Consider the following 24,309-nt stretch of genomic DNA (forward strand, 5'->3'; position numbering starts at 1 on the left):
CGCACAGCTCCGGCGCTACGCCCCGCCGTTCCCCGAACCCTCGCCGGACGCGTCGCTCGACGAATCCGCCTGCACGGCGGCACCCGATCCGTTCGCCCCCGTCGATGCCTCGTTCGAGGAGCCGGTCACCTTCGCGATCTCGGCGTCAGTGAGTGCACGCCACGGAGAGTCCTGCGGCTGCACGAGCGCGGCGTCGGGGCTGTCGCCGGCCGAGTACCACTTCGCCTCGTAGCCGTCGCCGTCGAACATCACGCGATCTCCGCGACGGTACTCGGCGTCCTTATCCCACTTCGCGTAGGTGTCTGCCGGAAGCTTCGGGCGCTCGATCGGCTTCTCGCCCGGCAGCACCGGCCCGAGCAGGCGCCACGGCTGCGAGCCGTTCTCGGCCGCCTGATCCGGCTGGTCGCCCTCGGTCCACCACTTCGACTCGTAGACATTACGGTGCCACACGACCTTCGTTTCGGCTGGGTATGCGGTCACCTCGCTCCAGATCGGGTACGGGCTCGTCTCGGGGTCGTCCTCGACGAGCTCGACCGGTCCGTCGTTCTCGACCTCCTCGGCGACCTGCGAGATCGCGCCCGAGCGGTGCTTGCGCAGAATCTTCGAGAAGTCGCCCTTCTCCTGCACGACGCCACTGCAGTTGTCGGAGACCGTCTTCGGATCCGGCCAGTTCGCGTCGCACTCCCGATCGCGGTTCAGCGACCACATCGACATGCGCGACATGCCGTGCTCGTGCGCGAGCGCCGAGAGCTTCTGCGCGTCCTCGAGCGTGAACACGTCCTTGCGGGTGTCGTTCTGGCCGATCATCGGCGTCGCGGAGACGCGGCTCCAGGCGGTCGCGTCACCGATCGGCGCGTCGATCTCCTGGTACAGCGAGCGCAGCTGCGAGTGCGTCGCCTCAAGGCTGCTCTCGACGGCGGGGTAGAAGTCGTTCTCGCGCTCCGAGTTGTAGTTCATTGTCATGACATTGACGCCCGCGAGGTCGACACCGGCCTTCAGATACGCGCGGATCGCCCGGAGGCCCTCATAGGTCAGCCCGTCCGGGGCGACCGGCAGCGTCAGCCACACGTCGAGCCCGTCCTTCTGGGCGTCCTGCACCTTGCGAATGGCGGCCGCCTGGCGCGCGACGCCCTCCTCGCTCGAGAGGAAGGTGCCCTCGATGTCCATGTCGATGCTCGCGAGATCGTAGCGATCGATCACCTCGGAGTAGCTCTCCACGAGGCGATCCTCGTCGGCGCAGTCAAAGGCGATGTCGTGGTTCGCCTGCCCGCCGAACGACACCATCGCCGATCCGCCGAGGTTTCGCAAGCGCTGCAGCTTGCGGTCGAGATCGAGCGAGTGCTCGGCCTCGTCAAGGTTGTAGTAGCCGCCCCAGGTGGGCTCGCACGCATCTGCCGAATCCGCGACGATGAACGACAGCACAACGTTCTTCTGCCCGTCTTCGCCCGGGGACTCGAACGGGAACATCGGGGTCGCGGTGACATCGACGTACGCGTCGAACCAGGGGGTGCGCTCCGCGGCGACCTGCGAGTCCTCTACGCGCGTCCACGCGTAGATGCCCCCGCTGATGAGTCCCGCGATCACCACGAGTACCACACTCAGTCGCGCCCACGACAATTTACGACCCGGGTACCACTGAGCCATTTGACATCCCCTTACCCTGCCCTCGCCCACGGTTCGGGTCTGGGATACTCCCTATGTCGGTCTCTACCGTCAGCTATGCTATATGAGCGATCACACGCTCGCGCACGCAAGACGGTCATTTCTCCCGCCTCGCGTGCAAGACACCGGCGTCGCGATGACCGTGCGAGAGCCACGCCGTCAGCGCCGACACGCGGTAAACAATTCCTGGGGGGTCAGGGGTGGGACAGACGACGGACACGAGCGCGCCTTCGCGTCGGCGGCAGTGGGGCGCAGAGCGCAGATCCGAGCCGCTCGCAATCATGCACTCCCAGCCGAGTGCGGGCTCGATCGTGTGGGCTCGCGCCGCCATCGTGATCACGGTGCTCGCGTGGTTCACCTACATGATCACGACGATCGTGCGCATGGTGATCGAGGGGCCGACCGAGTCCTTCATCTTCCACGTGCAGACGTGGGTGTACGGGCTGACGGTGACGGCGCTCACCTTCTCCGCGCTCATGTACCTCATGGCGCGCTACGGCGCTCTCGTGCGCTTCAAGGAGCACCGGCGCGTGGAGCGGGCGCTGATCGATCAGCACTTCGCGGAATCCGATGCCGATGTGACGGTGCTGATCCCGAGCTACGACGAAGAGCCCGAGGTCGTGCGTTACACGCTCTGGTCGGCGGCGCTGCAGGAGTTCCCGTCGGTGCGCGTCGTACTGCTCATCGACGACAAGGACACGAACCTCACGGGGGAGGCCCTCGACCGCCTCAACCAGACCCGCGGGCTCCTCGGCGACATCCAGACCCAGCTCGAGGCCCCGCTCACGCAGGCGACCGAAGCCATGCGCGTGTTCCAGGAGTCGACGCCAGAGACGACCGGCCCCGAAGATGCCCGCCGCGCCGCTGAAGCCTACGCCGCAGCTGCCGCCTGGCTCGACGAGTTCGCCGCGAACGAGCCGGTGAACGACCACATGGCTGAGTTCTTCGCCGAGCAGGTGCTGCTCGGCCTCTCGAACGACCTCCGCCTCACGCGCCTCGCGCTGCACGCCGCCTACGAGCAGGGCGGGTCGCCGGATCGCGAGCGCCTCGAGCAGCTCTACCGTCGTCTCGTCTGGATCTTCAGCGCCGATATGCGCTCCTTCGAGCGCAAGAAGTACGCGTCGCTGTCTCAGGAGCCGAACAAGGCGATGAACTTGAACTCGTACATCTCGCTCATGGGCGGTCGCTACCACGTGTCGAACGAGACCGGCGTGCAGCTGCTCGAGCCGATCCGCGAGGGCTCCGAGGAAGAACCGGACCTCGTCGTTCCCGATAGCCGCTACCTCCTCACGCTCGACGCCGACTCGCAGCTGCTCCGCGACTACTGCGTGCGGCTCGTGTACTTGCTGGAGCAGCCCGAGAACGAGCGCGTCGCGGTGACGCAGACGCCGTACTCGTCGTTCCGCGGCGCCCCGACCCGCATCGAGCGCATCGCGGGCGCGACGACCGACCTGCAGCACATTCAGCACCAGGGGCTCACCTACTTCAACGCGACCTTCTGGGTGGGTGCGAACGCCGTGATCCGCAAGGCTGCGCTTGCCGATATCGCGGTCACGGAGACCGTCGGCGGCTTCGAGATCACGACGTACGTGCAGGATCGCACGGTCATCGAGGACACCGAGTCGAGCGTCGATCTCGGGGCCCACGGCTGGTCGCTGGAGAACTACCCCGAGCGTCTGAGCTACAGCGCGACCCCGCCCGACTTCGGCTCGCTCATCGTGCAGCGCCGCCGCTGGGCGAACGGCGGCCTCCTCATCATGCCGAAGCTTCTGGAGATGATCCGGGTGCGCAAGCACACGCCGGCGCGGGTGCGCCTCTCCGAGAAGATGCTCCGCACGAACTACATGTCGTCGCTCGCGTGGGCGAGCTTCGGCCTCATCTTCCTGCTGTTCTTCCCCTTCGACTCGCGGCTCCTGAGCCCGCTCGTCGTGGCGGCGGCGCTCCCGTACTTCATCTCGCAGGCCCTCGACCTCCGCGCGAGCGGGCACCGCCTCAGCGACATCTTCCGCATCTACGGCTTCAACCTCGTGCTGCTGCCGGTGAACCTTGCGGGCGTGCTGAAGTCGCTGCAGCAGGGAGTCACCGGCGAGAAGATTCCGTTTGCGCGCACGCCGAAGGTGACGGGCCGCACCGCGTCGCCCGCGATCTACGTGATCCTGCCGTTCGTGATCATCGCGTTCTCGGTGATCACCGCGTACCGCGATTTCATGCTCGGCAATTGGGGCAACTTCATCTTCGCGGCCTTCAACGCCGTCATGGCGACGTGGGCGGCGGTCTCCTACATCGGCGTGCGCGCCGCGATCGTCGACGCCGTGCTCGGCATCGTCGGCTGGCTGTACGTCGCGCCGAAGCCGCCGAAGCAGAAGCGCAAGAACCTCGTCGACCCCGACGCTGAGGTGAACTGGCAAGCGATCCTGTACCACGGCGACCGGCGTCTGCGCCGCGACCTGGCCCGCTCGAGCGACCGGCGTCGCCGACTCGGCGGCGTGCGCAAGGAGGTCTCCGCGGTGGCCGCGCTCGGCACCCCGGTCGTCGTACGTGAGGGTGTCGCGCCTGGCGCGACCGAGACGATCGTGCTCGATCCCGAGGCGGCGCACGACGTCGGCGAGGTAATCTCGCGTTCGCTCGCGACGCAGAAGCGCAAGGGTACCGGCGAGGCCGGCTCGGAGGGCTAGTGGCGGTAGTGCGGCGAGGGGCGGCGGATCACCAGTCGTCGCCCCTCCGCACGGCCTCGGTGAGTAGCGCGATCACCCGTCGTCGCCCTTCCGCACGGCCTCAGTGAGCAGCGCGATCGCACGCTCGCCCGCGACGCCAAGTTCCGTGAGCTGCCGGGCGGCCTCGCGCGCCACCCCCGCCGCGGCCGCCTCGACGGGGTCGCCGACCGCCGCGATGAACGTCCCCGCGCGGCCGCGCCCCTCCGCGATGCACTGCTCCTCGAGCGCGCGGTACGCCGAGGCAACCGTGTTCGCGGCGACACCGAGGTGCGTCGCGAGCGACCGTACCGTGGGTAGCCGGGCTCCCGACGAGAGACGGCCGTCGGAGACCGCTGCCACGACCAGATCGCGAATCTGCCGAAACGGCGGCTCGCTCGATGCTGAGTCGAGCTGAAAGAGTTCGAGCGTGCGATCGGCCATGCCCTCAGCGTAACGCTGCCCGCGATCCGCCACCCCGCCCGTCCCACCCCATCTACAATCGGGGTAACTTCGACCGCGTGTCGGGGCACCCGTCCTCCTCAACACGCACCGAAAGGTACCCCGATCCCAGCGTGCGCTGAATCACGCACGCAGACGGCGGTCGAGCGGCGCCGCCCCACTAGAATCGCACCATGCGTCTCGGAGTGATCGACGTCGGATCCAACACCGTCCACCTGCTCGTCGTCGACGCGCACCCCGGCGCGAGCCCGGTGCCGTACCACTCGCAGCGCTCGGTGCTGCGGCTGATGCGCTACCTCGACGACGACGGCGCGATCTCGGAGGACGGCGTCGCGCGCATCGTCGAGGCGATCCGCGAGTGCGTCGACACGGCGCGGCAGATCGGCGTCGACGACCTCATCGCGACGGCGACGAGCGCGATCCGCGAGGCGGCCAACGGCGAGGAGGTGCTCGCGCGGGTCGCGCGCGAGACCGGAACGCAGCTGCGGGTGCTGTCGGGGGAGGACGAGGCGCGGATCACCATGCTCGCCGTGCGCCGCTGGCTGGGCTGGTCCGCGGGCGAGATCCTCCTCTTCGACATCGGCGGCGGCTCGTTCGAGATCGCGCAGGGAGCCGACGAGTATCCCGATGTGCAGGTGTCGCTGCCGCTCGGTGCGGGGCGATCCACCATCAATTTTCTGGTCGAGGATCCCCCCTCGCGCGATGCCGTCTCGCGCTTGCGCGCTCACGCTCGCGAGGAGTTCACCCGAGTGCGCGACGAACTCTTCAATGGGCGGCCGCGCCCGAAGCGGGTGGTCGGCACCTCGAAGACGATCCGCTCGCTCGCGCGGCTCGTTGGCGGCCCGGCCGATCCAGTGACCGGCGACCTCGCCCAGCTGCACTACGTGGGCCTGCGCGAGTGGGAGCCGTCGCTGCGTGAGATGCCAGGCGCCGTGCGCGAGTACCTGCCGGGCATCACGCCGGAGCGGGGGTACCAGGTGCTCGCGGGCGCGATCGTGCTTCGGACCGCGATGAAGGTGTTTGACGTGAGCACGCTCACGATCTCGCCGTGGGCGCTCCGCGAGGGCATCGTGCTCCGCTACATCGACGCGCTCGACGGCCGCGGGGCGGAGCCGGTGCGCGACGCGGCGCGGTAGAGCGGGCGCGAGAGCCTGCTGCGCCGCGCCGCGCCCGCGGGCGCTCGGCACTCAGCGTGAACCGCGCCGAGGGGACGCAAGTGGCCGCTTCGGGCGCCGCAAACGGCCAGAAGCGTCGCATGGGCGCACAACAACCCGGCGCTTTCCCAGCCCGCGGCGATAGCTTGGCTGCAGCAAGGGGAGTACTCCCGCTGGCAGTGAGCCCGTCATTACGGATGCGACATCGCATTCCGGGCCACTGGCCCCGGGTGCTCGGTGGGTGACCGCCGACGGCACGGGGTGGAGGAGACCTTGGTGGTTTCACCAACCCCTTGGAGCGCACATGCAGGTCACGCCGCTGGTCTGGATCATCACGATCCTCGTCACAATCGCCTTCTTCGTCTACGAGTTCTTCGCGCACGTGCGCAAGCCCCACGAGCCGAGCATCGGGGAATCGGCGCGCTGGTCCGCCTTCTACGTCGGCTTCGCGCTGCTCTTTGGCGTCGGCATCGGGGTTGTTTCGGGCTGGAACTACGGCGGCGAGTACTTCGCGGGCTACCTGACCGAGAAGGCGCTCTCGATCGACAACCTCTTCGTGTTCCTCCTCGTGATGGGCGCGTTCGCGGTGCCGAAGCGGTTCCAGCAGAAGGTGCTCATGATCGGCATCATCATCGCGCTCGTGCTGCGCGGCGCGTTCATCGCTGCTGGTGCGACGCTCATCGAGAACTTCAGCTGGATCTTCTACGCGTTCGGCGCGCTCCTCCTCTTCCTCGCGTGGCGCCAAGCGTTCGCGAGCCACGAATCCGACCCTGCGAACAGCCGGTTCATGCGCTTCGTGCGGCGCACGCTCCCGGTGACCGCTGAGTACGACGAGGATCGCCTGAGCACACGAATCGGCGGAAAGCGCCTGTTCACGCCGATGTTCTTGACAATCGTCGCGATCGGCTTCGTCGACCTCATCTTCGCGGTCGACTCGATCCCCGCGATCTACGGGCTCACCAACGAGGCCTACATCGTGTTCACCGCGAACGCGCTCGCGCTGATGGGGCTGCGGCAGCTGTTCTTCCTGATCGGCGGACTGCTCGAGCGCCTGGTCTACCTGTCGCAGGGGCTCGCCGTGATTCTCGCATTCATCGGCGTGAAGCTCGTCTTCCACGCGCTGCACGTGAACGAACTGCCGTTCATCAACGGCGGGGAGCCGATCCTCTGGGTGCCCGAGATCCCGATCTGGTTCTCGCTCGCCTTCATCGCGCTCACGATCACCGTCGCGACCGTGCTGAGCCTCCGCAAGACGCGCCGCCGCGAGCGCGAGCCCCTAGACGCCTGACGCCCCCGAAACCCCTGCGATCGGGGTAACTTACGGTGCGTGTCGCGGCTCCGCCGTCGGCGACACGCGTCGCAACTTACCCCGATCGCAGGGGTTCGGCGGGGTGCGGTGCTCGGCGGGCGCGGCGCGGCGGGAGGCGCGGCGCGGCGCGGTGGTGGGCTAGCCGAAGGCGGGGTGCTCGGCGCGCGCGACGGCGGTGCGGATCGCCACGGCGAGCTGGCGCACGGCGGTCGAGGGCTGGGCGGGGGTCGATCCGCCCACCGCGCCGCCCGCACCCGTGCCGGCACCCGCACCCGACCCCGCACCCGACGCCCGAGGCGCCGCAAGCAGCACCGTCCGCACGAACGCCGGGTCGTCGATCGGCACGAGCACGACGCCGTGGTGCGTCGGTCCAGCCGCGAGCCGCGCCAGTAACCCGATCACCATACCGGCCGCGACCATGCCGAGCATCACCTGGAAGTCGTCGGTGCGGATCGCCACATCGACCTCGTACCCCGCCTCAGCGAAGGCGTCCGCGACAATCACGTCGATCGGATCCTCGCGCCCCGCCCCGAACAGCCACCGTTCCGTGTGCAGCGACAGCAGGGTCTCGCGGTCGATCGACGCGCGATCGGCGAGCGGATGCCCCTCGGGCAGGGCGAGCATCAGCGGATCGCGGAGCACCTCCGTCGTGACGATATCGGCCCGCACCGGCACCTCGTACCCGGGCACAGAGTAAAGCAGCGCGGCGTCGAGCGTGCGGTCGTTGACGTGCGCGACGAGTGGCCCGACCTCCTCGAGCACGGCGTCGATCTCGATGCCGAGGTCGGACACCTGCGACACGATCGAGGGGAGGAGCTTCGCGGCCGCGGTCGGGAAGGTGCCGAAGGTGAGGCGCGTGCGGCCCATCTGCGCGAGGTCGCGGGCGTCGCGGAGCGCGCGGTCCGAGAGGCTCAGGATCTCCTCGCCGCGGTCGAGCACGAGCACGCCGACGGGGGTGAGCGTCGATCCGCGCTTCGACCGAGCGAGCACCGGGGCGCCGATGAGCCGCTCGAGATTACGCAGGTGGTAGTCGACGGTGGGCTGGCTCCAGGCGAGGGATCGCGCCGCGCGCGTCACCGAGCCCTCCCGGTGCACCGCGCGGAGCGCCTGCAGCTGTCGCGGATCGATCATGTTTCCACTCCCTGCTCCGCCCCGGTGCGACGCACGCCGCGTGTCCCTTATGCCATGTTTCGCACGCGAGCGCAAATTGCACGGTGTCACAGATGGCGTATGTGACATCACAGCAGAGTCGGGGATTCCGCGGCGGGGCGCGCAGGACGAACATGTCAGGCATGCTGCACACCGATCTGAGCTCTGCGCCGACCGCCCCCGATTCCACTGCGGATATTCGGAGCGCGCTCGCGCCGCAGGCGCGCAAGGCGACGGCTGCTGACGCCGGATCGGAGCGCACCGCAAGCACCGCAAGCACCGCCCTCCCCGCGCGCACCCCCGAGCTGCAGCGCTGGGCCGACGAGCGCTTCCGCCTCGACCACGGCACCGCCCCCTACGCCGACGCCCTTGAGGCGCATGCCGCCCGCGGCGCGGTGCAGCTCATGGTCCCGGGCCACGGTGGCACCGAGCGCGACCTGAGCGGCCGCCTCTCGAGCTTCCTCGGCGAGCAGGCGCTCCGCCTCGACATCCCGATGCTCATCGACGGCGTCGACCTCGCGGCTCCCGGCGAGACCACGACCCCGCTCGGCGAGGCGCTCGAGCTCGCCGCCGAGGCGTGGGGTGCGAAGCGCACCTGGTTCCTCACGAACGGCGCCTCGCAGGCCAACCGCACCGTCGCGATCGCGGCGCGCGGCCTCGGCGACCGCGTGCTCGCCCAGCGCAGCGCTCACTCGAGCTTCAGCGACGGCATGCTCCTCGCGGGCATCACGCCGAGCTACGTTATGCCGAACGTCGACGCCGAGCACGGCATGGCGCACGGTGTCTCGCCCGAGGCGCTCGACGCGGCCCTCACCGAGGCGGAGCAGAACGGCGCCCCCGCCCGCGCGGTCTACGTCATCTCGCCGAGCTACTTCGGCTCGGTCTCCGACGTGCGCGGACTCTCCGAGGTCGCCCACACCCACGGCGCGCCCCTCATCGTCGATGGCGCGTGGGGCCCGCACTTCGGCTTCCACCCCGAGCTCCCTGAGTCGCCCGCTCGCCTCGGTGCCGACCTCGTCATCTCGAGCACGCACAAGCTCGCAGGCTCGCTGACCCAGTCCGCGATGCTGCACCTCGGCTACGGTCCGTTCGCGGATCGCCTGGAGCCCCTCATCGAGCGCGCATTCAGCATGACGGCGTCGACCTCCTCGAGCGCGCTGCTCCGCGGCTCGCTCGACATCGCGCGGCACGCACTCGTGACCGGCACGGAGACGATCGGGCGCTCGGTCGCAGGAGCGATCCGCTTCCGCGAGATCCTGCGCGAAGACCCCCGCTTCAGCATCGTGAGCGATGGCTTCGACCGCTTCGACGACATTGTCGACACCGATCTGCTGCGCGTGCCGATCGACGTGAGTCGCGCCGGCATCACCGGGCACTGGCTGCGCCAGCACCTCAGCGATCACCACGACATCTACTTCGAGATGTCGACCGCGACTTCGCTCGTCGCCGTGATCGGTGCCGGCAAGACCTTCGACACCGACGCCGTGTACCGCGCGATGGTCGCGAGCGTGGAGTCGCCCGAGGCCGACATCGAGCGGCGCGCGAGCGGCGACGCGCACGACTTCCCGGCGCTCCCGAAGCCCGGCGCCTACCGCGCGAGCCTCCGCGGCGCTTTCTTCGGCGAGACCGAGGTCGTCTCCGCTGCGGCAGCCATTGGTCGCGTCTCCGCAGACACGCTCGCGGCATATCCTCCCGGGATCCCGAATGTGATGCCTGGTGAAGAGATCACCGAGGAGGCTGTAGCCTTTCTGCAGGCCGTCGCGGCCTCGCCCACCGGATACGTCCGCGGTGCGATCGATGCCAACATCGAAAGCTTCCGCGTGCTGCGCGTGGAGTGAGCCGGGTGGGCCCGGTGTGGCATTCGGGGTGAGACCCGAGCACCCGGGTAGAAACCCGTCAGGATCGCGGCGCCTGCGACGGCGCCGCTACGACTTCGCGGCCAACCGCCGCGGATTGCTCGAGATTCGAGCATCGCCCGGAAGACCGGGCACCCGGCCGTGCAGCACGGCTCGGGACGAATGATCGGGCCGCAAGGCCCAGTGACAACGAAGTCTGGAGAAGACACGTATGGCGAGCACACTGCGACAGCAGCTCTTTCGCGTGAAACCGGTTCCCCGCGACGGTGGTGAGAGCGGCAGTCAGCTCAAGCGCAGCATCGGGCTGTTCCAGCTCACCATGATCGGCGTCGGCGGCACCATCGGCACCGGTATCTTCTTCATCCTGTCGGAGGCCGTGCCGATCGCGGGCCCCGCGGTGATCTGGTCGTTCATCATCGCGGGCGTCGTGGCGGGCCTCTCGGTGCTCTGCTACGCGGAGCTCGCGAGCTCCGTCCCGGTTTCCGGATCCTCCTACTCGTATGCCTACAGCACGCTGGGTGAGCTTCCCGCGATGGGCGTCGCAGCGTGTTTGCTGCTCGAGTACGGCGTATCGACGGCCGCGGTGGCGGTGGGCTGGTCGCAGTACGTGAACCAGCTCGTGAACAATCTCTTCGGCTTCCAGTTCCCGAAGGAACTGCTGTACGCGCCTGAAGAGGGCGGGATCATCAACCTGCCTGCGGTGATCCTCATCGCTCTCTGCTGCCTGCTGCTCATTCGCGGCACTTCGCACTCGGTCGTCACCAACACGATCATGGTGTGCATCAAGATCGCCGTGCTGCTCTTCTTCGTGGCGGTCGGCGTCACCGGCTGGAACGCGGATCACTTCGCGGACTTCGCGCCCTTCGGCATCGGCGGCATCATGACCGGCGCCGGCATCATCTTCTTCTCGTTCGTGGGCCTCGACGCGGTCGCGACCGCGGGTGACGAGGCGAAGAACCCGCGCCGCAACCTCCCGATCGCGCTCATGGCGGCGCTCGTCGTCGTCACCGGCGTGTATGTGCTCGTGGCCGTGACCGCGCTCGGCGCGCAGGCGAGCGGCGACTTCGACGGACAGAGCGCGGGCCTCTCCGCGATCCTCGAGAACATCGTGGGCGCCTCGTGGCCCGGCACCGTCGTGGCGGCCGGCGCTGTGATCTCGATCTTCAGCGTGACGCTCGTCGTGCTCTACGGCCAGACCCGCATCCTCTTCACCATGTCGCGCGACGGCATGGCGCCGAAGATCTTCAGCCGCGTGAACGGCCGCACCAGCACCCCGATCGCGAACACCATCATCGTCTCGGTGATCGTCGCGATCCTCGCGGGTGTGCTCCCCATCAACTTCCTCGCGGAGATGACGTCGATCGGCACGCTCGCCGCGTTCACGGTCGTGTCTATCGCGGTCATGGTGCTGCGGCGCCGGGAGCCCGACCTCGAGCGCAAGTTCCGCGTGCCGCTGTACCCGGTCGTGCCGATCCTCTCGATCATCGGCTGCCTCTGGATCATCAAGGACCTGCGCCCGATCACCATCATCGTGTTCGTCGTCTGGACCGCCATCGTGCTGGTCTGGTACTACTTCACCGGGCGCAAGAACTCCGTGCTCGGGCGGCGGATCGACACGGGCATGATCGTGCTCGTCGGCCCCGGTCGCTACCGCCTCGGTTCGGCCGAGGGTGAGCTCTACGACGGTGGGGACCTGGGTGACGAGGAGCCGGCCGTCGTGTCGGGGGCTTCGCGCGAGTAAGTATGAGCGGGCGGGGCGGCGTGCGAGCGCCGTGCCCGCCCGCGGTTTTGCTGGCGTCGGAGGCTTGAGTAGCTGGTCGATATGCTGAGCGGATGAATCCGCTCATGCCAGAGGCTGGCCTTGCTCTCATTCTGTACATTGTCGTCTGGTTGTTTGTCACGATCATTGCGCTCTGGATTCTCTGGGCGATCATTCGTGGCGCCGTGCTCTCCGCGCTGCGGAAGCACTCCGAGGAAATGGCTGCCGTGCAGACGCAGCGCAGGGAAGCGCCGCCGTACGGCGGATAGCCGAAGCAGCAGCGAAACTCCGCTCATGGAGCGTTGGATCAGGAAAGCAAGGAGGTGGGGGAGTTGCGCGTTGTAACTCGTGAGCATCCGACGCATCCTCCGGTGGGCCTCCTGCAGGTCTGGACGGGATACGTGTAGCGCAGCCGCTGCACGCACTCATCCCACCTGTTTCTGCGGCGCCTAGGCGCTCGCGCGTTCGCATTGTTCGTCGCGACCCGAAGTTTGGAGTACCCACATGACTGAATCCACGCACCCTCAGCCCGTGCTGTCCCAGCCGAGCCCGGAGGGCAACCGCCTCGGCGAGCTGTGGTCGATCCTCCCCGAGGAGTCGGCCGTCGACGCCGAGGGCGTGCTGCACATCGGCGGCGTCTCGGTGACCGAGCTCGCTGAGCAATACGGCACTCCGCTCTATGTGTACGATGAGGCCGGACTGCGTCGGCAGATCCGCCGCTTTATCGACGGGCTGAGCGCGCGCTGGCCCGAATCGGAAGTGCTGTTCGCCTCGAAGTCGTTCCCCGCGGTCGGCATGTACCGAATCGCGGCGGAGGAGGGGCTGTCGGTCGACATCGCCGGTGGGGGAGAGCTGCGGCTCGCGCTCGCCGCGGGGGTGTCTCCGGCGAAGCTGCATTTTCACGGCAACGCGAAGACCGATGCCGAGCTGCGGATGGCGCTCGAGGCGGGCGTCGACACGATCATCGTGGACAACGACGACGAGCTGGATCGTCTCGAGCGCCTGCTCACCGCGCCGCAGAAGCTGCTGCTGCGTGTGATTCCCGGGGTTGAGGCGAAGACGCACGCGTCGCAGGCGACCGGGGGATCGGACTCGAAGTTCGGCCTGCCGATGGATCAGGCGCTGCGTGCGATCGAGCGCATGCGGGCGCACCCGCTCATGGAGTTCGAGGGCGTGCACCTGCACATCGGTTCGCAGATTCTCGACGTCGACCAGTTCGGCGAGGCGGTCGCGAAGATCTCGACGGCGGGGGAGTTCGACGTGTACGACGTCGGCGGCGGGCTCGGCGTGAAGTACACGTACGACGATGTCGCGCCGTCGATCGACGAGTACCTCGACACAATCGTCGCTGCGGCGCGCGAGCACCTGCCGGCCGGGGCGCGGATCATGATCGAGCCCGGTCGCGCCGTTGTCGCGCGCGCCGGGGTGACGCTGTACCGGGTGACCACCGTGAAGCGCACGGGCCGCGTGTTCGTGGCCGTCGACGGCGGCTTGGCGGATCAGCTGGACGCCGCGCTCATGGGCCAGCGCTTCGAGACTCTGCTCGCGAATCGCGCGCTCGACCCGTGGACTGAGACCGCGCAGCTCGTGGGGCGGCAGTGCGAGTCGGGCGACCTGCTCGTGGACCGCGCGCCGCTGCCCGAAGCGCACGTCGGCGACCTCGCTGTGCTCGCGACGACCGGCGCCTACGGCTACACGCTCGCCAATAACTACAACGGCGCGCTGAAGCCCGCGATCGTCTTCGTGCGCGACGGGTCGGCGCGGCTGGTGGCGCGGCGAGAGACGTACGAGGACCTGCTCGCGGTGCACGCGCCCGCGGTCGTCGACGGTGCCGGTTCGGCCCCGTAGCTTCAGTCGAGGCGGCGACGCGCGCGGGAGCCCTGCGCCGCCGCCTCGTTTTGAGTTCGCGCCCGATCCGCGGTAGAGTTATCTCTCGGTGCCGCGCTCCTCGGAGCAGCGGATTTCCGCTTTGGGATATGGTGTAATTGGCAACACTACGGTTTCTGGTACCGTCATTCTAGGTTCGAGTCCTGGTATCCCAGCGAGTGATTCCCCCGCCGTACGGTGGGGGAATTTTTTTGTTTTTGCTTAGCCGCCCTCATCTTTACTGCGATTAGATGTTCTTGACTCGAATCAGGGTTATCGGCATAAACGCGAGGCTAGTGTCGGGCATGGCTACTCTTTGCCGACCCAGCCGGTGCGGGGCCAGAATCCCTCAGTAGTGTCGCAATCCGGAATAGGTGCGAACCACACGTCGTCGTAGATAATCGCCCTCGGGTCCTCAAAACTTTGGCGCCAAGGACTTCGGGTTCGACGGTGTATCGATGCGGCTTGAATGTGGGTGCTCGGCGTGGTGTTTTCGTTAGGTTTCGGCGCAGGGATATGCTTAGAAATCGTTTGCTTAACGGCTTGCATGCGTCGAATCGTGTATGTGTTCGTGTCTCAATTCATAGAGTCAGCTCGTCGGTGCGACTTTAGAGCTTCTGGAAGGAATTCAGGTTGCCTGTTGAATTCAGTGCGCTTTCGGACATGCGTAACGAGGCGGGCGTCGAGGCTCACTTCATGCTCCCCTTGCTTGCGTTGCTCGGTTACTCGGCCTCAGATCTTATGCTGAAAGAATCGATCAGCGCGTTACCCGTCGGACAGGGCCGGCGGAAGGTGCTATTTAAGCCCGATGCGATTCTGAAAGTCGATGGGCTACCGGCGGTGGTGGTTGACGCAAAATCGCCTGTTGAGGCCCTCGAAGAGTGGGAATCGCAGTGCTCTTCGTATTGTCTGGAAATCAACAAGCTCTATGATTACAACCCGGTTCAATATTACGTGCTCACCAATGCAATTGCGACGAAGCTCTACAGATGGGACCGCAACTCAGCGATCATTGAGTTGAGTCACGAAGACGTGGTTCGGGCAAGCGGTGACTTTCAGGAATTTGCTTCTTACGTCGCGAAGCGTTCAGTTGCGGAGCGATCGGAGCAACTTAAGGCAGAAATCGAGACCGCCGAGTTCGAGTTCAGGTCCGTCGACCTCGCTGAACTTAGCGAACTCTTTAAGAAGCTCCACAGTTTAATCTGGCGTGCGGAAAAGAAAAGTCCGAGTTCCGCGTTTACGGAGCTCATGAAAATTGTCTTCGTGAAAATTAGTAAAGATCGCGAGCTACACGAGAAGTTGGGGGAGAGTCCGAAGCCTCGTTACAAAGACGTGGTCTTCTCGTCGCACTGGATTTCCTCTCAGTCGGAAAGTGCCCATCCTTTGAACGATCCGCTCTTCAAGAATCTCCTCGTTTCTCTTGAAGCTGATATTACGAGTGGGAGAAAGAAGCGCTTTTTTGATCTCACAGAGCAGATCAACGTGAGCGTGGATACGGTTCTCCGGATCGTGCGCGAGATTGAACATATCGACTTCTTTGCAATGGAAGAGGATATTCACGGCCGACTCTTCGAATCATTTCTGGATGCGACGGTGCGCGGAAAAGACATCGGGCAATTTTTCACGCCAAGAGACATCGTTAATTTGATGGTTGAACTCGGTGATCCGAAAGTGGAGAAAGAGCACGTCGATAGTGTGCTCGACGCGTGCTGCGGTTCAGGAGGATTCTTGCTCGCGAGTATGAGCTCAATGCTTCGAAAGTCCGAGAGGCTTTCGGGAACCACTACGAATGAACGTAGTGAGCTTCAACGCCAGATTAGAGAAGAGTCGATCTTCGGAATCGATGCAGGTAGTGATCCGGCGATGTATCGCATCGCCAGGATGAATATGTACCTGCACGGCGACGGTGGAAGTCAGATCTATTTTGCTGATTCTCTGGACAAAGATATTGGCCGCGTCGGGGCTGATTCTTTGGAAAACGCTCGTCAACTTGATGAGGTGCGGAAGCTCATCAAGCAGCACGGTAAAAAGTTTGACCTCGTACTATCAAACCCCCCGTTCTCGCTCAAGTACAAGCGAGAGGATGCGGAGCAGGCGCGAGTACTCAACCAATATGAGCTGTCGATCGACGCGCTCGAAAACAAGGTACGTAATTCGCTCTTGAGTAGCGTCATGTACATCGAGCTGTACAAGGATCTTGTAACTGACGACGGACGAATTTTGGCGATCGTTGATGATTCCGTACTTTCCGGAGAGTCCTATAGGCATATACGTCAATTCGTTCGGGACAACTTCATCATTCAGGGAATCATCTCTCTCCCAGGAGACGCGTTCCGTCGTTCTGCGGCGAGAGTGAAGACATCGATCTTAATTCTGAAGAAACGCGCGATAGACGAGGATCAGAACGATGTCTTTATGGCCACCGCACGTTACATCGGGCTTGAAGCGCCGGTAGCGAAGCGCATTGGAATTGATCCAACCGATCTGGAGGATCTTAAACGCGCCGAGCATGCCAAGATCGTTCATGGATTCGCTCAGTACCAGAAGGGAATTGGAGGGGAAGGGACTGTACCTTTCGCTCATCTGAGCGACCGCTTGGACGTCAAGTATTGTCTTGGAGATCGGGGCCGGAAGCGCAAAGTCTGGGTTTCGAAAGGTTACGAAGTGACAAGTCTCGGCAACGCCTTGACTCTTGCCACTGACAGAAAGACTGCTCTCGAGGAGGAAAGCACTTATCGGCTGCTGCGTGTTACCTATGACGGCGAAATCCACGACGGGGAAGACTTGACGAAGGAGTCGAGTTCCTACAGTGCTTTATTCCGGGTTGAGACTTGGGACCTGCTGATCTCGAATATGGGGTTCGGGCGTGGGGCTGTGGGGATTGTACCACCTCACCAAGCAGGCAAGTTTGTCTCCAATGAATTCACAATTGTTAAGGCGCAAAGTAAAGAGGCAGCTGTCTTCTACGCCAACCTTCTTAGAACGAAGGAAGTCTTGGCGGATGTACTTTCCTTGACAACAGGTATGAACCGAGGTCGAATCAAGTGGGACGTGATTTCTCAGGTCTCTGTTCCCAAGTGTGACGAGGACGATCTTGAGGTCAAAGCACTGGTTAATGAGCTCGAGAGCTTTTGGACGGCGTTCACTAGATTTGCAGTCAACCGTGACTCGCACATCAGCGACTTGGTCGAGCGTTTCGACGTCGACGGCGAAGATGCGCATGTCCGATGGTTAGGATTCAAACCGCCGGAGTAACGAGACCGCCGCCGCAGATGGAAGGCCATTCAAGGTGTAAATGAGTAAAGAAGCTGGCGCTCCCCCGCATTGGTCGCGCGCACGCGTGCGCCACCGTGCTTCGGGTGCAGGCGAACTCTCTAGTTTCACACCATGGACGCCGTGTCGATCAGCCGCAAGAGGTACACTCCAGAGGCCGTGTTCAGTTTGCGTCGTTGGCCTCGCCCGAGTCGCACGGCTGCCCGGCGCCCGTCGAGTTCATCGGGAGCTGAATGGAGGACGTGATTCAGCTCTAACGACGAAGCCGCAACGTGCAGTTGGTAGGTTATCGCCAGTGCGGCGGGCCACTCGTCGATGGTTCATTTAGCGTCCGGGCTAGCCTTTCATAGGCCTTCGCGAAATCATCGAACTTGCGCTGATTCTCGAGCTTCTCTGATGGAGTGTCGAGATCCTGCAGGCACTCACTGAATCTCGTCACGATCGTCTGCATGCAGGCTTGACAACGTGAGTTCCGAGACGCGACGGACGCGCTTGCGCCGGAGCGGGGCTTCTTCGAGACTCGCATCTATAGTTTCGGTGAGCTCGGCAGCCTTCGACGTGCCGAGCACATCGGAGACTTTCCTGTCGGTCGCTGCGATGGCGCTGCTGGCCTCTGACAGGGACCGCTGCGTCACAAATTGCGTGACGTTCCCCGCGGCGTGGTCACCCCAAGAAATACGCCGCGATCGCCTCGTCATCGTCGAGTACCTCATCCGGTGCGACGCCCAGGGCGAGCGCCAAACTTGCCGACCCCTGCAGCGCGGCTCCGAGCTCGGGGGAGAACGCGTTGCCGAGCAGGCCGATGTACTGTGACAACGAGCGGCCGAGGCGATCGAGCAAGTCCTGGTACTCGGCGGCGAGGCGCTCGTCGAGCGCGCGCTGCTCGTCGAGGTATTGCTCGAGCAGTTGGGCCTCGCGCTCCGAGAGCGACCCGGCTACGGCTTGATACATCACCACGCCGATTGAGGTGCCGATGAGGGCTCCGAGCATCGGCACGGGAATCAACGCCTGCCCCGCCACCGCCGAGAACGCGCTCACCCCTGCCTCGAGCGAGACGAGCTCGGCCGCCTCCACAAACTGCGCCTCACTGATCTCGCCACGACGGAGGCGGTGGGCCTGCTCCGCGACGCCAACGGAGGCCGTGACGATGGCGGCGGCTGCGGAAGCCGACGTCGCGGCGAAGTTTGTCAGCGCGTAGATGCTGAGTCCGCGCACGGCGCCGGTCGCGGCTCCGGCGCCGGTCCCCCGCGCGATCTCGGCCCAGTCTTCAGTCGTGAACGCCTTGAGCGGCTTACCCTCGCGACGCTTGCGCGCGACCTCCATCACGAAAGCTATTCCGCCCTCGACCGCCGCGGCCGCAGAAGCGGCGCGTGCCCCCTCGCGCACTGACGGCAAGCTCTCGCGGAAGGCTGCGGCGCGCTGCGATCCGTCGGTCTCGCGCAGCGACTGCTTCTGCGCCCGCATCGTCCTCGCGAACGCCCCGCGCTGCACCTCGCTATATGCGAGCTGCGATGGCTCGAGCGACTCGAACGGCACGGACCCCTCGGCGAAGTAGGCCTGCACGAACTTCCAGTCGCGATACGACGGGCCGTCGGTGACTCGCGTGAGGAGCGTGCTCGCCTCCTCTTGCGTCATCGCGTGAAGCCGCCGCACCACCTCGTAATGGTCGCTGGGGATCTGATACTTCGATCCTTGTTCAAGAAATTTGGGGTACTTCTCGAGATGCTGAGCCACGGCACCCAGGCTGAACTTGCCTCCGGCGGCAGAGAACTTCTGCTGGATCGGCACTCCCTTGCTCAGCAGGTCGATCGGCCCATTGTCGTTCACCCAGTGAGTGATGCGCTCGCCGCCGAGAATCTGGCTGCGGGCATTGCTGACGCCGGTCTCCGCAATCTCCGCGATGAAGCCATGCATGCCCTTGCTGCCGCCAAGGTTGCTCGTAATCAGCTTCCGGATCTCGAGCACCGCCCAGTCGATGCTCTCGACCGCGCTCCGCAGGTTGACGTCCTGTTGCTGCAGCGCGGCCGTGAGGCGATCGAGCCTGATCTGATTAAGGGTCTGTACCCAGGCTGCGATGCCTTGTTCCTGGGTGCGCTTCGCGAGGCTCGAGAGGGCGGCGGATCGCCACGCGCGCCGAGGCCCCGGAGCGTTCGAGGGCGGCTCGACTCGAGCGGGCCCTACGGGGTGTGCTGTTGTCTGCGTGCGCCGATGATCCGCTGCTTGTGGGTTCGCAGTGCTCTGCTCGACGTGCGAAGCGCCCTGCTCCTGCTTATCTTGCTCAGCGCTCCACTCGGTATTCGCGGACTCACTCATGGCCGAACTCGCTCACGCTCGAGTCCTCGGTGATCCGGACTCCTAGCTGGGCAGCGCATGCCTTCGCGTTATTCACGAGGGTTCCCAGTTGCCGGCGCGTCTCTACGGTGAGGGTGTGGAAGTCAGCTCCGAACATCGGTACTGCCTCCCGATAGCTTGCGACGAGCGACTCTCGCAGGGTCTGCGTGCGCTGGAGCAAGCTGTCGATCTGCGCCCCCGAGCGGCGCATTCGGGCGACGTTCTCTTTCACGGCGGTCAAAGCCTCGTGCTTCGCCTCCCGTGTCTCCATTCGTTTTTTGGTGAACAGTGCGACTGAGGCGAGCAGCGTCGCGCCCGCGAGGCTCCATCCGATCGGCCCGGCGAGCGCGAGGAGGGCGCTTCCAGCCGCAATGCCTCCGCCACCCGTCGCGAGCGCGCCGCCGCCGAGCCACGCGAGAGCCGCGTTCGATGCGGCCGCGCCGGAGAGCGTGGCAATCGCGGCGCCGCTCGACGCCGTGCCGTAGGTCGTCGCGACCCACAGTGCCGCGGACGGGGCGAGGCTCGCGACCGCCGCGCCAGCCGTGACGCCGACGCCCGCCCCGAACGCTGAGCTGCGCGCGGCTTCGAGATCCTGCTGGGCGAACTTCTCGCTCTCGACGAATTGAGCCCGATCAGTCGCGATCTGTTCGACGTCGGTCGCGAGGGGCTTCGGCGTGTGCGCGATGCTGCTGATGAGATGTTCGATGAGTTCGAGCAGGTCGACCGAGCGCTCCCGCTGCCGCAGAAGACTCAGGCCGGAATCGCTCACCGCGATGAAAGCGGCGTTGTACTCGGCGATCGCTTCTTCGTAGGGGTCCGTGTTCTTTGTCTTGAGTCTCTCCACCGCGTCGTGGGCGAGCTCCTTCGATGAACCCGCGAGATCTTCAGCGCGCTCTGCAAGCTTCGCCGACTTCTCGCGGGCAAACGCGGTAACGATCCCAGCTGCGTGCGCGGCTTTTGCTGCGGCGGTGGGAGGGATCGCCTCGGCATCGCTTTGCGATTCCGACGGCTCGTCGAGGGTGCGCGGTGTGCTCATTGTGGTGCGCCCTTCCGGTTTCGGCTCGTTGGGGAAAGCGTATCGAGTGCCTCGGACATTGTTGGGGGTGTCGGCGGCTGGCTGCCGGTGTGACTCGCGAGGAGATCGGGACGGATTCGTGTATGCGGATTTTTATGTGTTTGTGATGGAGAGCCCATGAATGTCGGTGGTTCCCTGTTGAATGAAGTCATGACCTCCTCACCTGACGATTTCGAGTTCGTGGCCCCGGCCGCGGAGGATCGTGGTGAGCGCTTAGATGATAATCAGGCGTCGAGCTGGGATGACGATTCTTGGCTCGGTGGTGAGGTGGGGTGGGCTACGGGTGCGGAGCTGGATCGCGACACGGGCGCGGACGTCGATTACTGGATGGACGAGGATCCTGCGCTCGAAGTGGAGACCGGGCCGAGGTCCGTGCGGGACGACTTGCTCGGGTGGATCGAGCGGTTCGAGCTCCAGCAGCGCGCGCTCGACGCTGCCCGCCTCGATCTCCTCGGGGCGCTCGTTGAGAACGTCACGGGGTCGGGGAGCAGCACGACGAACGACCTCCAGTTTCGATCATTGCGAGCGGAGGTCGCGATCCTCGTCGGCGTGAGCGAGCGTACGTCCGAGAACCATCTGGACCACGGGTGGCGCATGCGATACAACTACGCGAGCACGCTTCAGGCGCTCTCCGACGGGGAGATATCCGCGGCGCACGCGCGAGTCGTCGCCGATGCGGGGGTGCGGATCGGGGTCGGGGACGCCCCCGAGATCGTTGCGCGCCGTGCTGCATACGAGGAAGAAGTGTTACAGCATGCGCGGGTAGAGACAGTAAACCGTCTGCGTCCGATCGCACGCAGGATCGCCGAGCAGTTCGCCACGGAAACCCTCGATGAGCGGCACCGCGAGGCGGTCCGTGAACGACGGGTAATGATCGTCGACCATGAGGGCGGCATGTCCGACCTCATCGCTCATCTGCCCACGGTCGAGGCGCACGCGGTCCACGACCGGCTCACCCGCGTAGCGCGGGAGGTGGAGCGTGCTGAGGCCGTTGGGGGAGTGGCGCTGGTGCCAGAGTCGGCGGCTGGGGAGCGGAGCACCGTCGAGCCACTTGCCGCCGAGCCGATCACTGTCGAGAAGTCGACAACTCAGACGAGCGTCGTCGAGCCGCGTACTGCCGAGCCCACCGCAGAAGAGCCGAGGGCCGAAGATGACGTGCCGCGGTCGAGCGATGAAATTCGGGCGGACGCGTTTGTGGAGCTCTTGCTCGGCGCGGATCCGGAGCTCGTGGCGGTCTCCTCGAGTGTGGAGGCGATGCGGGCGCGGGTCCAGGTCATCGTTCCGGTTGCTGCGCTGACCCGCGGCGAAAGCTCTGCATGCGCTGGCCGAGCTGCCGTTACGGACGTGGCGGAGTTGATCGGAGCCGGGCCGATCCCGCTTGAAGCGGCCAGACACCTCGCGGCCGTTGCTCCCGTGTGGGAACGTGCCGAGGTCGAGGAGGGCACGGGTACGGTGCTCGCGGTGGAGCGGTATCGACCGAGCGAGGAGATGCGGCGGCGGCTCGGAGCGCGAGACCAGCACTGCAGGTTCCCGGGGTGTCGGGTTCCGCTCTCGCGCTGCGACCTCGATCACACGGTCGACGCCGCGCTCGGCGGTGAGACGTCCACCGCGAACCTGGCTCACCTGTGCCGCGGACACCACGTGCTCAAGCACCACTCCGACTGGCAGGTGAAGCAGCATCGGAACGGGGACCTCACGTGAATGAGTCCCGCCGGCCGAACCTATCGAGATCGGCCTCCGAGTAGGGTCCGCTTCGGGAGTTCCGTAGTGCCGGGCCGCGCGTCGGGGCCGCCACCGAATGTGACGGGAAGGGGCGATCCACCGGGTTTTGTCGACGAACCTACGAGGTCGGCAAGTGCGCTCGAGGCGGCGTTCTGAGCTCGGCGATCTCGCGGGAGACGTTGGAGAGAGGAGGTGTCAGGGTGATCGAGAGAATGTTCTGGGCTCGGCGACGTCGCGGGCAAGCAGGTGGGCTGGCTCGTGCGAGACAGACCTGCAATAGGAGGTGAAAGTACGTGATCAGAGCGCTTGAGTCGGGTTTCTGAGTTCGGAGATTTCCCGGGAGACGTTGGCGCGGGCGCGAGTCTCCCAGAGGGCGCGAGCGGCGGGCGTGCGGTAGAGATGCGGGCGCGCGAGGTAGGCCTCGAGGATCGACGCACGTGCCACGGCGAAGTCGGCGTCGGGCACGTGGGCGTACTCGGCGCGGACCGCGGCGGCGTATTCGGCGTAGCGCTTGGGGAGGGAAGCGAAGATCCAGATGTCGGCGTCGAGGAGGAGGGTGCGCGCCGGGTCGACGATCTCGGAACGCGCATCGGGGTCGTCTTGCTCGGTCTGGCGTGCGCCATCGCGGGAAGGTGACTCCGCACCGAGCTGGGGCTCCTCGCCAAGAGTTGATTTGGCATTAGACCCAGTTGACGGGCCATGAGTTCGAGGGGTCAGTGTGACGGCGGGTTCCGTGTGAGCGGCCACGGTAGAGACTGCAATTGACGCGGCCTCCGTTTTCGGGGCTGCTTCTGCGTCATGCACGGGCCCCGGTTCCTCTGCGCTGATGGGGCTGCTCGCGGGGGTGGTCGCGAGGATGAGGGCGTGGACGCGGGAGATCAGCTCGGGGGAGAGGAGGTCGCCGAGAGTAGCGGCGGCGAGGTCCGCGGAGGCTTGTTCGTCCGAGACACCGCCCGGCGCGCCGGTGTAGACCGCGTCATGGAACCACGCCGCGAGGAGCGTCTCGGGCGCGACGCGCTCGCCGCGGGTCTCGAGGTGATCGAGCGCGAGCAGCACGTCCTCGAGGTGTCGCTCGTCGTGGTACCGCCGATGCGGTTCGTTCCAGCGCTCGATGAGGTCTTCGCCGAGTGCGGTCCACGAAGAAGCAATCGTGCTAACTCCGAGCAGATGCGCGAGGCGCGCCCACTCTTCGACGAGGTACTGCCGGCGACGCAGGGGAGTGATGGCTGCGCGATCCGTCTGCCGCACCCGGAGGCCGGAGTCGCGCAGGCGATAGACGACCTCGCGACCGGCCACGGGGATCGCGCCGAGCGAGACGGCGCGGTCGTAGTTGGCTGCGGAGACGTCGTAGTGGTCGAGATCGAAACTCCGCCGCGGAAATCCGAGCCTCCGGGCGAACGCGTGGAGCTCGGCGTAGCTCGTGTCCGACACGAGATGGCTCCAGAGGGTGCCGTGCGCGGGCCACGCGGGCGGGTCGATCAAAATCGCCATGCACGCCAGGGTACAGCGCGCGGGGCTTTCGCCGGGTCCTACTGCGGACGCGGAACGGCCATTCGGCGTGAGTGCGGAGAAATTTTGCGCGTGACTGCCGGACATGAGTGCGGAGCGCGACGCAAGGGCATCGTCCAGCACGTGAGCGCCGCTCGAAGATTGGCGCAGCGGGTTCTCAGCGCGAGGGGCCGGCAGGGCCGCGGCGTGCGTTGGTAGAAAATTGCAGGGGCGCGACTCATTGAGCGACGCCCGAGCACAATTTGCGCAACCCGCACCATGGAGCTCAGGCCTCACTCGCCGAGCGGCACCCGAGCACAACTCAGCGTGGCTCGCAGCTCGCAGAGGGGAGCAGGAGCAGAGTGCGGGGAACGCGGCGCGAGCGCCGCGCGTTACGGAACGCGAAAGATTCTGCTCGCGGTTGCGTCGCGGGTCGCGTCGGGGTGAATTCTGCGCGAACGCAGGCCGAGCTCCTGCTGCACGGTGTCCAGAACACCACTATGCTGATGAAGT

The 24,309-nt window shown here is 65.7% G+C and carries 16 protein-coding genes and 1 tRNA gene; 10 read left to right on the forward strand and 7 right to left on the reverse strand.

The window, feature by feature from the left end:
* Positions 1–15: 15 nt before the first annotated feature.
* Positions 16–1,644, reverse strand: coding sequence for a chitinase (locus tag WFH00_RS11610; protein WP_336661008.1), 1,629 nt, complete (start codon positions 1,642–1,644; stop codon positions 16–18).
* A gap of 299 nt (positions 1,645–1,943) precedes the next feature.
* On the opposite strand from WFH00_RS11610, the gene WFH00_RS11615 reads away from it, so the two are divergent.
* Complete coding sequence (locus WFH00_RS11615) at positions 1,944–4,337, forward strand: glycosyltransferase family 2 protein (protein ID WP_336661009.1); 2,394 nt, start codon at positions 1,944–1,946, stop codon at positions 4,335–4,337.
* Positions 4,338–4,409: 72 nt separating this feature from the next.
* On the opposite strand, the gene WFH00_RS11620 is transcribed toward WFH00_RS11615, so the two are convergent.
* On the reverse strand, positions 4,410–4,796 hold the full coding sequence (locus tag WFH00_RS11620) for a GntR family transcriptional regulator (protein ID WP_336661010.1): 387 nt from the start codon (positions 4,794–4,796) through the stop codon (positions 4,410–4,412).
* A gap of 191 nt (positions 4,797–4,987) precedes the next feature.
* Between WFH00_RS11620 and WFH00_RS11625 the strand changes: the two genes are divergently transcribed.
* A complete protein-coding gene (locus tag WFH00_RS11625; RefSeq protein ID WP_336661011.1) occupies positions 4,988–5,950 on the forward strand; it encodes a Ppx/GppA phosphatase family protein in 963 nt (320 codons plus the stop codon).
* A 322-nt stretch (positions 5,951–6,272) separates the two neighbouring features.
* The gene (locus WFH00_RS11630; RefSeq protein WP_336661012.1) at positions 6,273–7,256 is read left to right on the forward strand and encodes a TerC family protein; all 984 of its coding nucleotides are present in this window, start codon (positions 6,273–6,275) and stop codon (positions 7,254–7,256) included.
* 159 nt (positions 7,257–7,415) lie between these two features.
* Here WFH00_RS11630 and WFH00_RS11635 read toward each other — a convergent pair whose 3' ends face one another.
* Complete coding sequence (locus WFH00_RS11635; protein WP_336661013.1) at positions 7,416–8,408, reverse strand: LysR family transcriptional regulator; 993 nt, start codon at positions 8,406–8,408, stop codon at positions 7,416–7,418.
* Positions 8,409–8,560: 152 nt separating this feature from the next.
* On the opposite strand from WFH00_RS11635, the gene WFH00_RS11640 reads away from it, so the two are divergent.
* The 6 genes from WFH00_RS11640 to WFH00_RS11665 all read left to right on the forward strand — a co-directional run bounded on the left by WFH00_RS11640 (position 8,561) and on the right by WFH00_RS11665 (position 17,162).
* On the forward strand, positions 8,561–10,264 hold the full coding sequence (locus WFH00_RS11640) for an aminotransferase class I/II-fold pyridoxal phosphate-dependent enzyme (RefSeq protein ID WP_336661014.1): 1,704 nt from the start codon (positions 8,561–8,563) through the stop codon (positions 10,262–10,264).
* A gap of 229 nt (positions 10,265–10,493) precedes the next feature.
* Positions 10,494–12,023: an APC family permease gene (locus WFH00_RS11645; protein ID WP_336661015.1), complete on the forward strand. Its 1,530-nt coding sequence runs from the start codon at positions 10,494–10,496 to the stop codon at positions 12,021–12,023.
* Between the two features lie 92 nt (positions 12,024–12,115).
* Entirely contained in the window at positions 12,116–12,310 is a 195-nt protein-coding gene (locus tag WFH00_RS11650) for a hypothetical protein (protein ID WP_336661016.1), read from the forward strand.
* A 235-nt stretch (positions 12,311–12,545) separates the two neighbouring features.
* Positions 12,546–13,889, forward strand: a complete 1,344-nt coding sequence (gene lysA, locus WFH00_RS11655) for a diaminopimelate decarboxylase (protein ID WP_336661017.1) — start codon at positions 12,546–12,548, stop codon at positions 13,887–13,889.
* 122 nt (positions 13,890–14,011) lie between these two features.
* Positions 14,012–14,083, forward strand: a tRNA-Gln gene (locus WFH00_RS11660).
* Positions 14,084–14,540: 457 nt separating this feature from the next.
* Positions 14,541–17,162 (forward strand): N-6 DNA methylase, encoded by a 2,622-nt coding sequence (locus tag WFH00_RS11665; RefSeq protein WP_336661018.1) that lies wholly within the window; start codon positions 14,541–14,543, stop codon positions 17,160–17,162.
* Positions 17,163–17,602: 440 nt separating this feature from the next.
* Here WFH00_RS11665 and WFH00_RS11670 read toward each other — a convergent pair whose 3' ends face one another.
* From WFH00_RS11670 to WFH00_RS11680, 3 genes are read right to left on the reverse strand one after another with little or no spacing between them, the layout of a single operon-like run.
* Entirely contained in the window at positions 17,603–17,815 is a 213-nt protein-coding gene (locus tag WFH00_RS11670; protein ID WP_336661019.1) for a hypothetical protein, read from the reverse strand.
* Positions 17,816–17,843: 28 nt separating this feature from the next.
* Positions 17,844–19,493 (reverse strand): hypothetical protein, encoded by a 1,650-nt coding sequence (locus WFH00_RS11675; protein ID WP_336661020.1) that lies wholly within the window; start codon positions 19,491–19,493, stop codon positions 17,844–17,846.
* Positions 19,486–20,547 carry a hypothetical protein gene (locus WFH00_RS11680; protein WP_336661021.1) on the reverse strand — a complete coding sequence of 354 codons (1,062 nt, stop codon included), beginning with the start codon at positions 20,545–20,547 and terminating at the stop codon, positions 19,486–19,488. Before WFH00_RS11680 ends, WFH00_RS11675 begins: the two co-directional genes overlap by 8 nt.
* 189 nt (positions 20,548–20,736) lie before the next feature.
* Between WFH00_RS11680 and WFH00_RS11685 the strand changes: the two genes are divergently transcribed.
* Positions 20,737–22,287: an HNH endonuclease signature motif containing protein gene (locus WFH00_RS11685; protein WP_336661022.1), complete on the forward strand. Its 1,551-nt coding sequence runs from the start codon at positions 20,737–20,739 to the stop codon at positions 22,285–22,287.
* Between the two features lie 318 nt (positions 22,288–22,605).
* Here the strand turns inward: WFH00_RS11685 and WFH00_RS11690 are convergent, their stop codons facing one another.
* Positions 22,606–23,799, reverse strand: coding sequence for a DUF4031 domain-containing protein (locus WFH00_RS11690; protein WP_336661023.1), 1,194 nt, complete (start codon positions 23,797–23,799; stop codon positions 22,606–22,608).
* Positions 23,800–24,309: the final 510 nt, after the last annotated feature.

It is taken from the genome of Leucobacter sp. USHLN153 (assembly GCF_037145615.1).
Classification (GTDB): Bacteria; Actinomycetota; Actinomycetes; order Actinomycetales; family Microbacteriaceae; genus Leucobacter.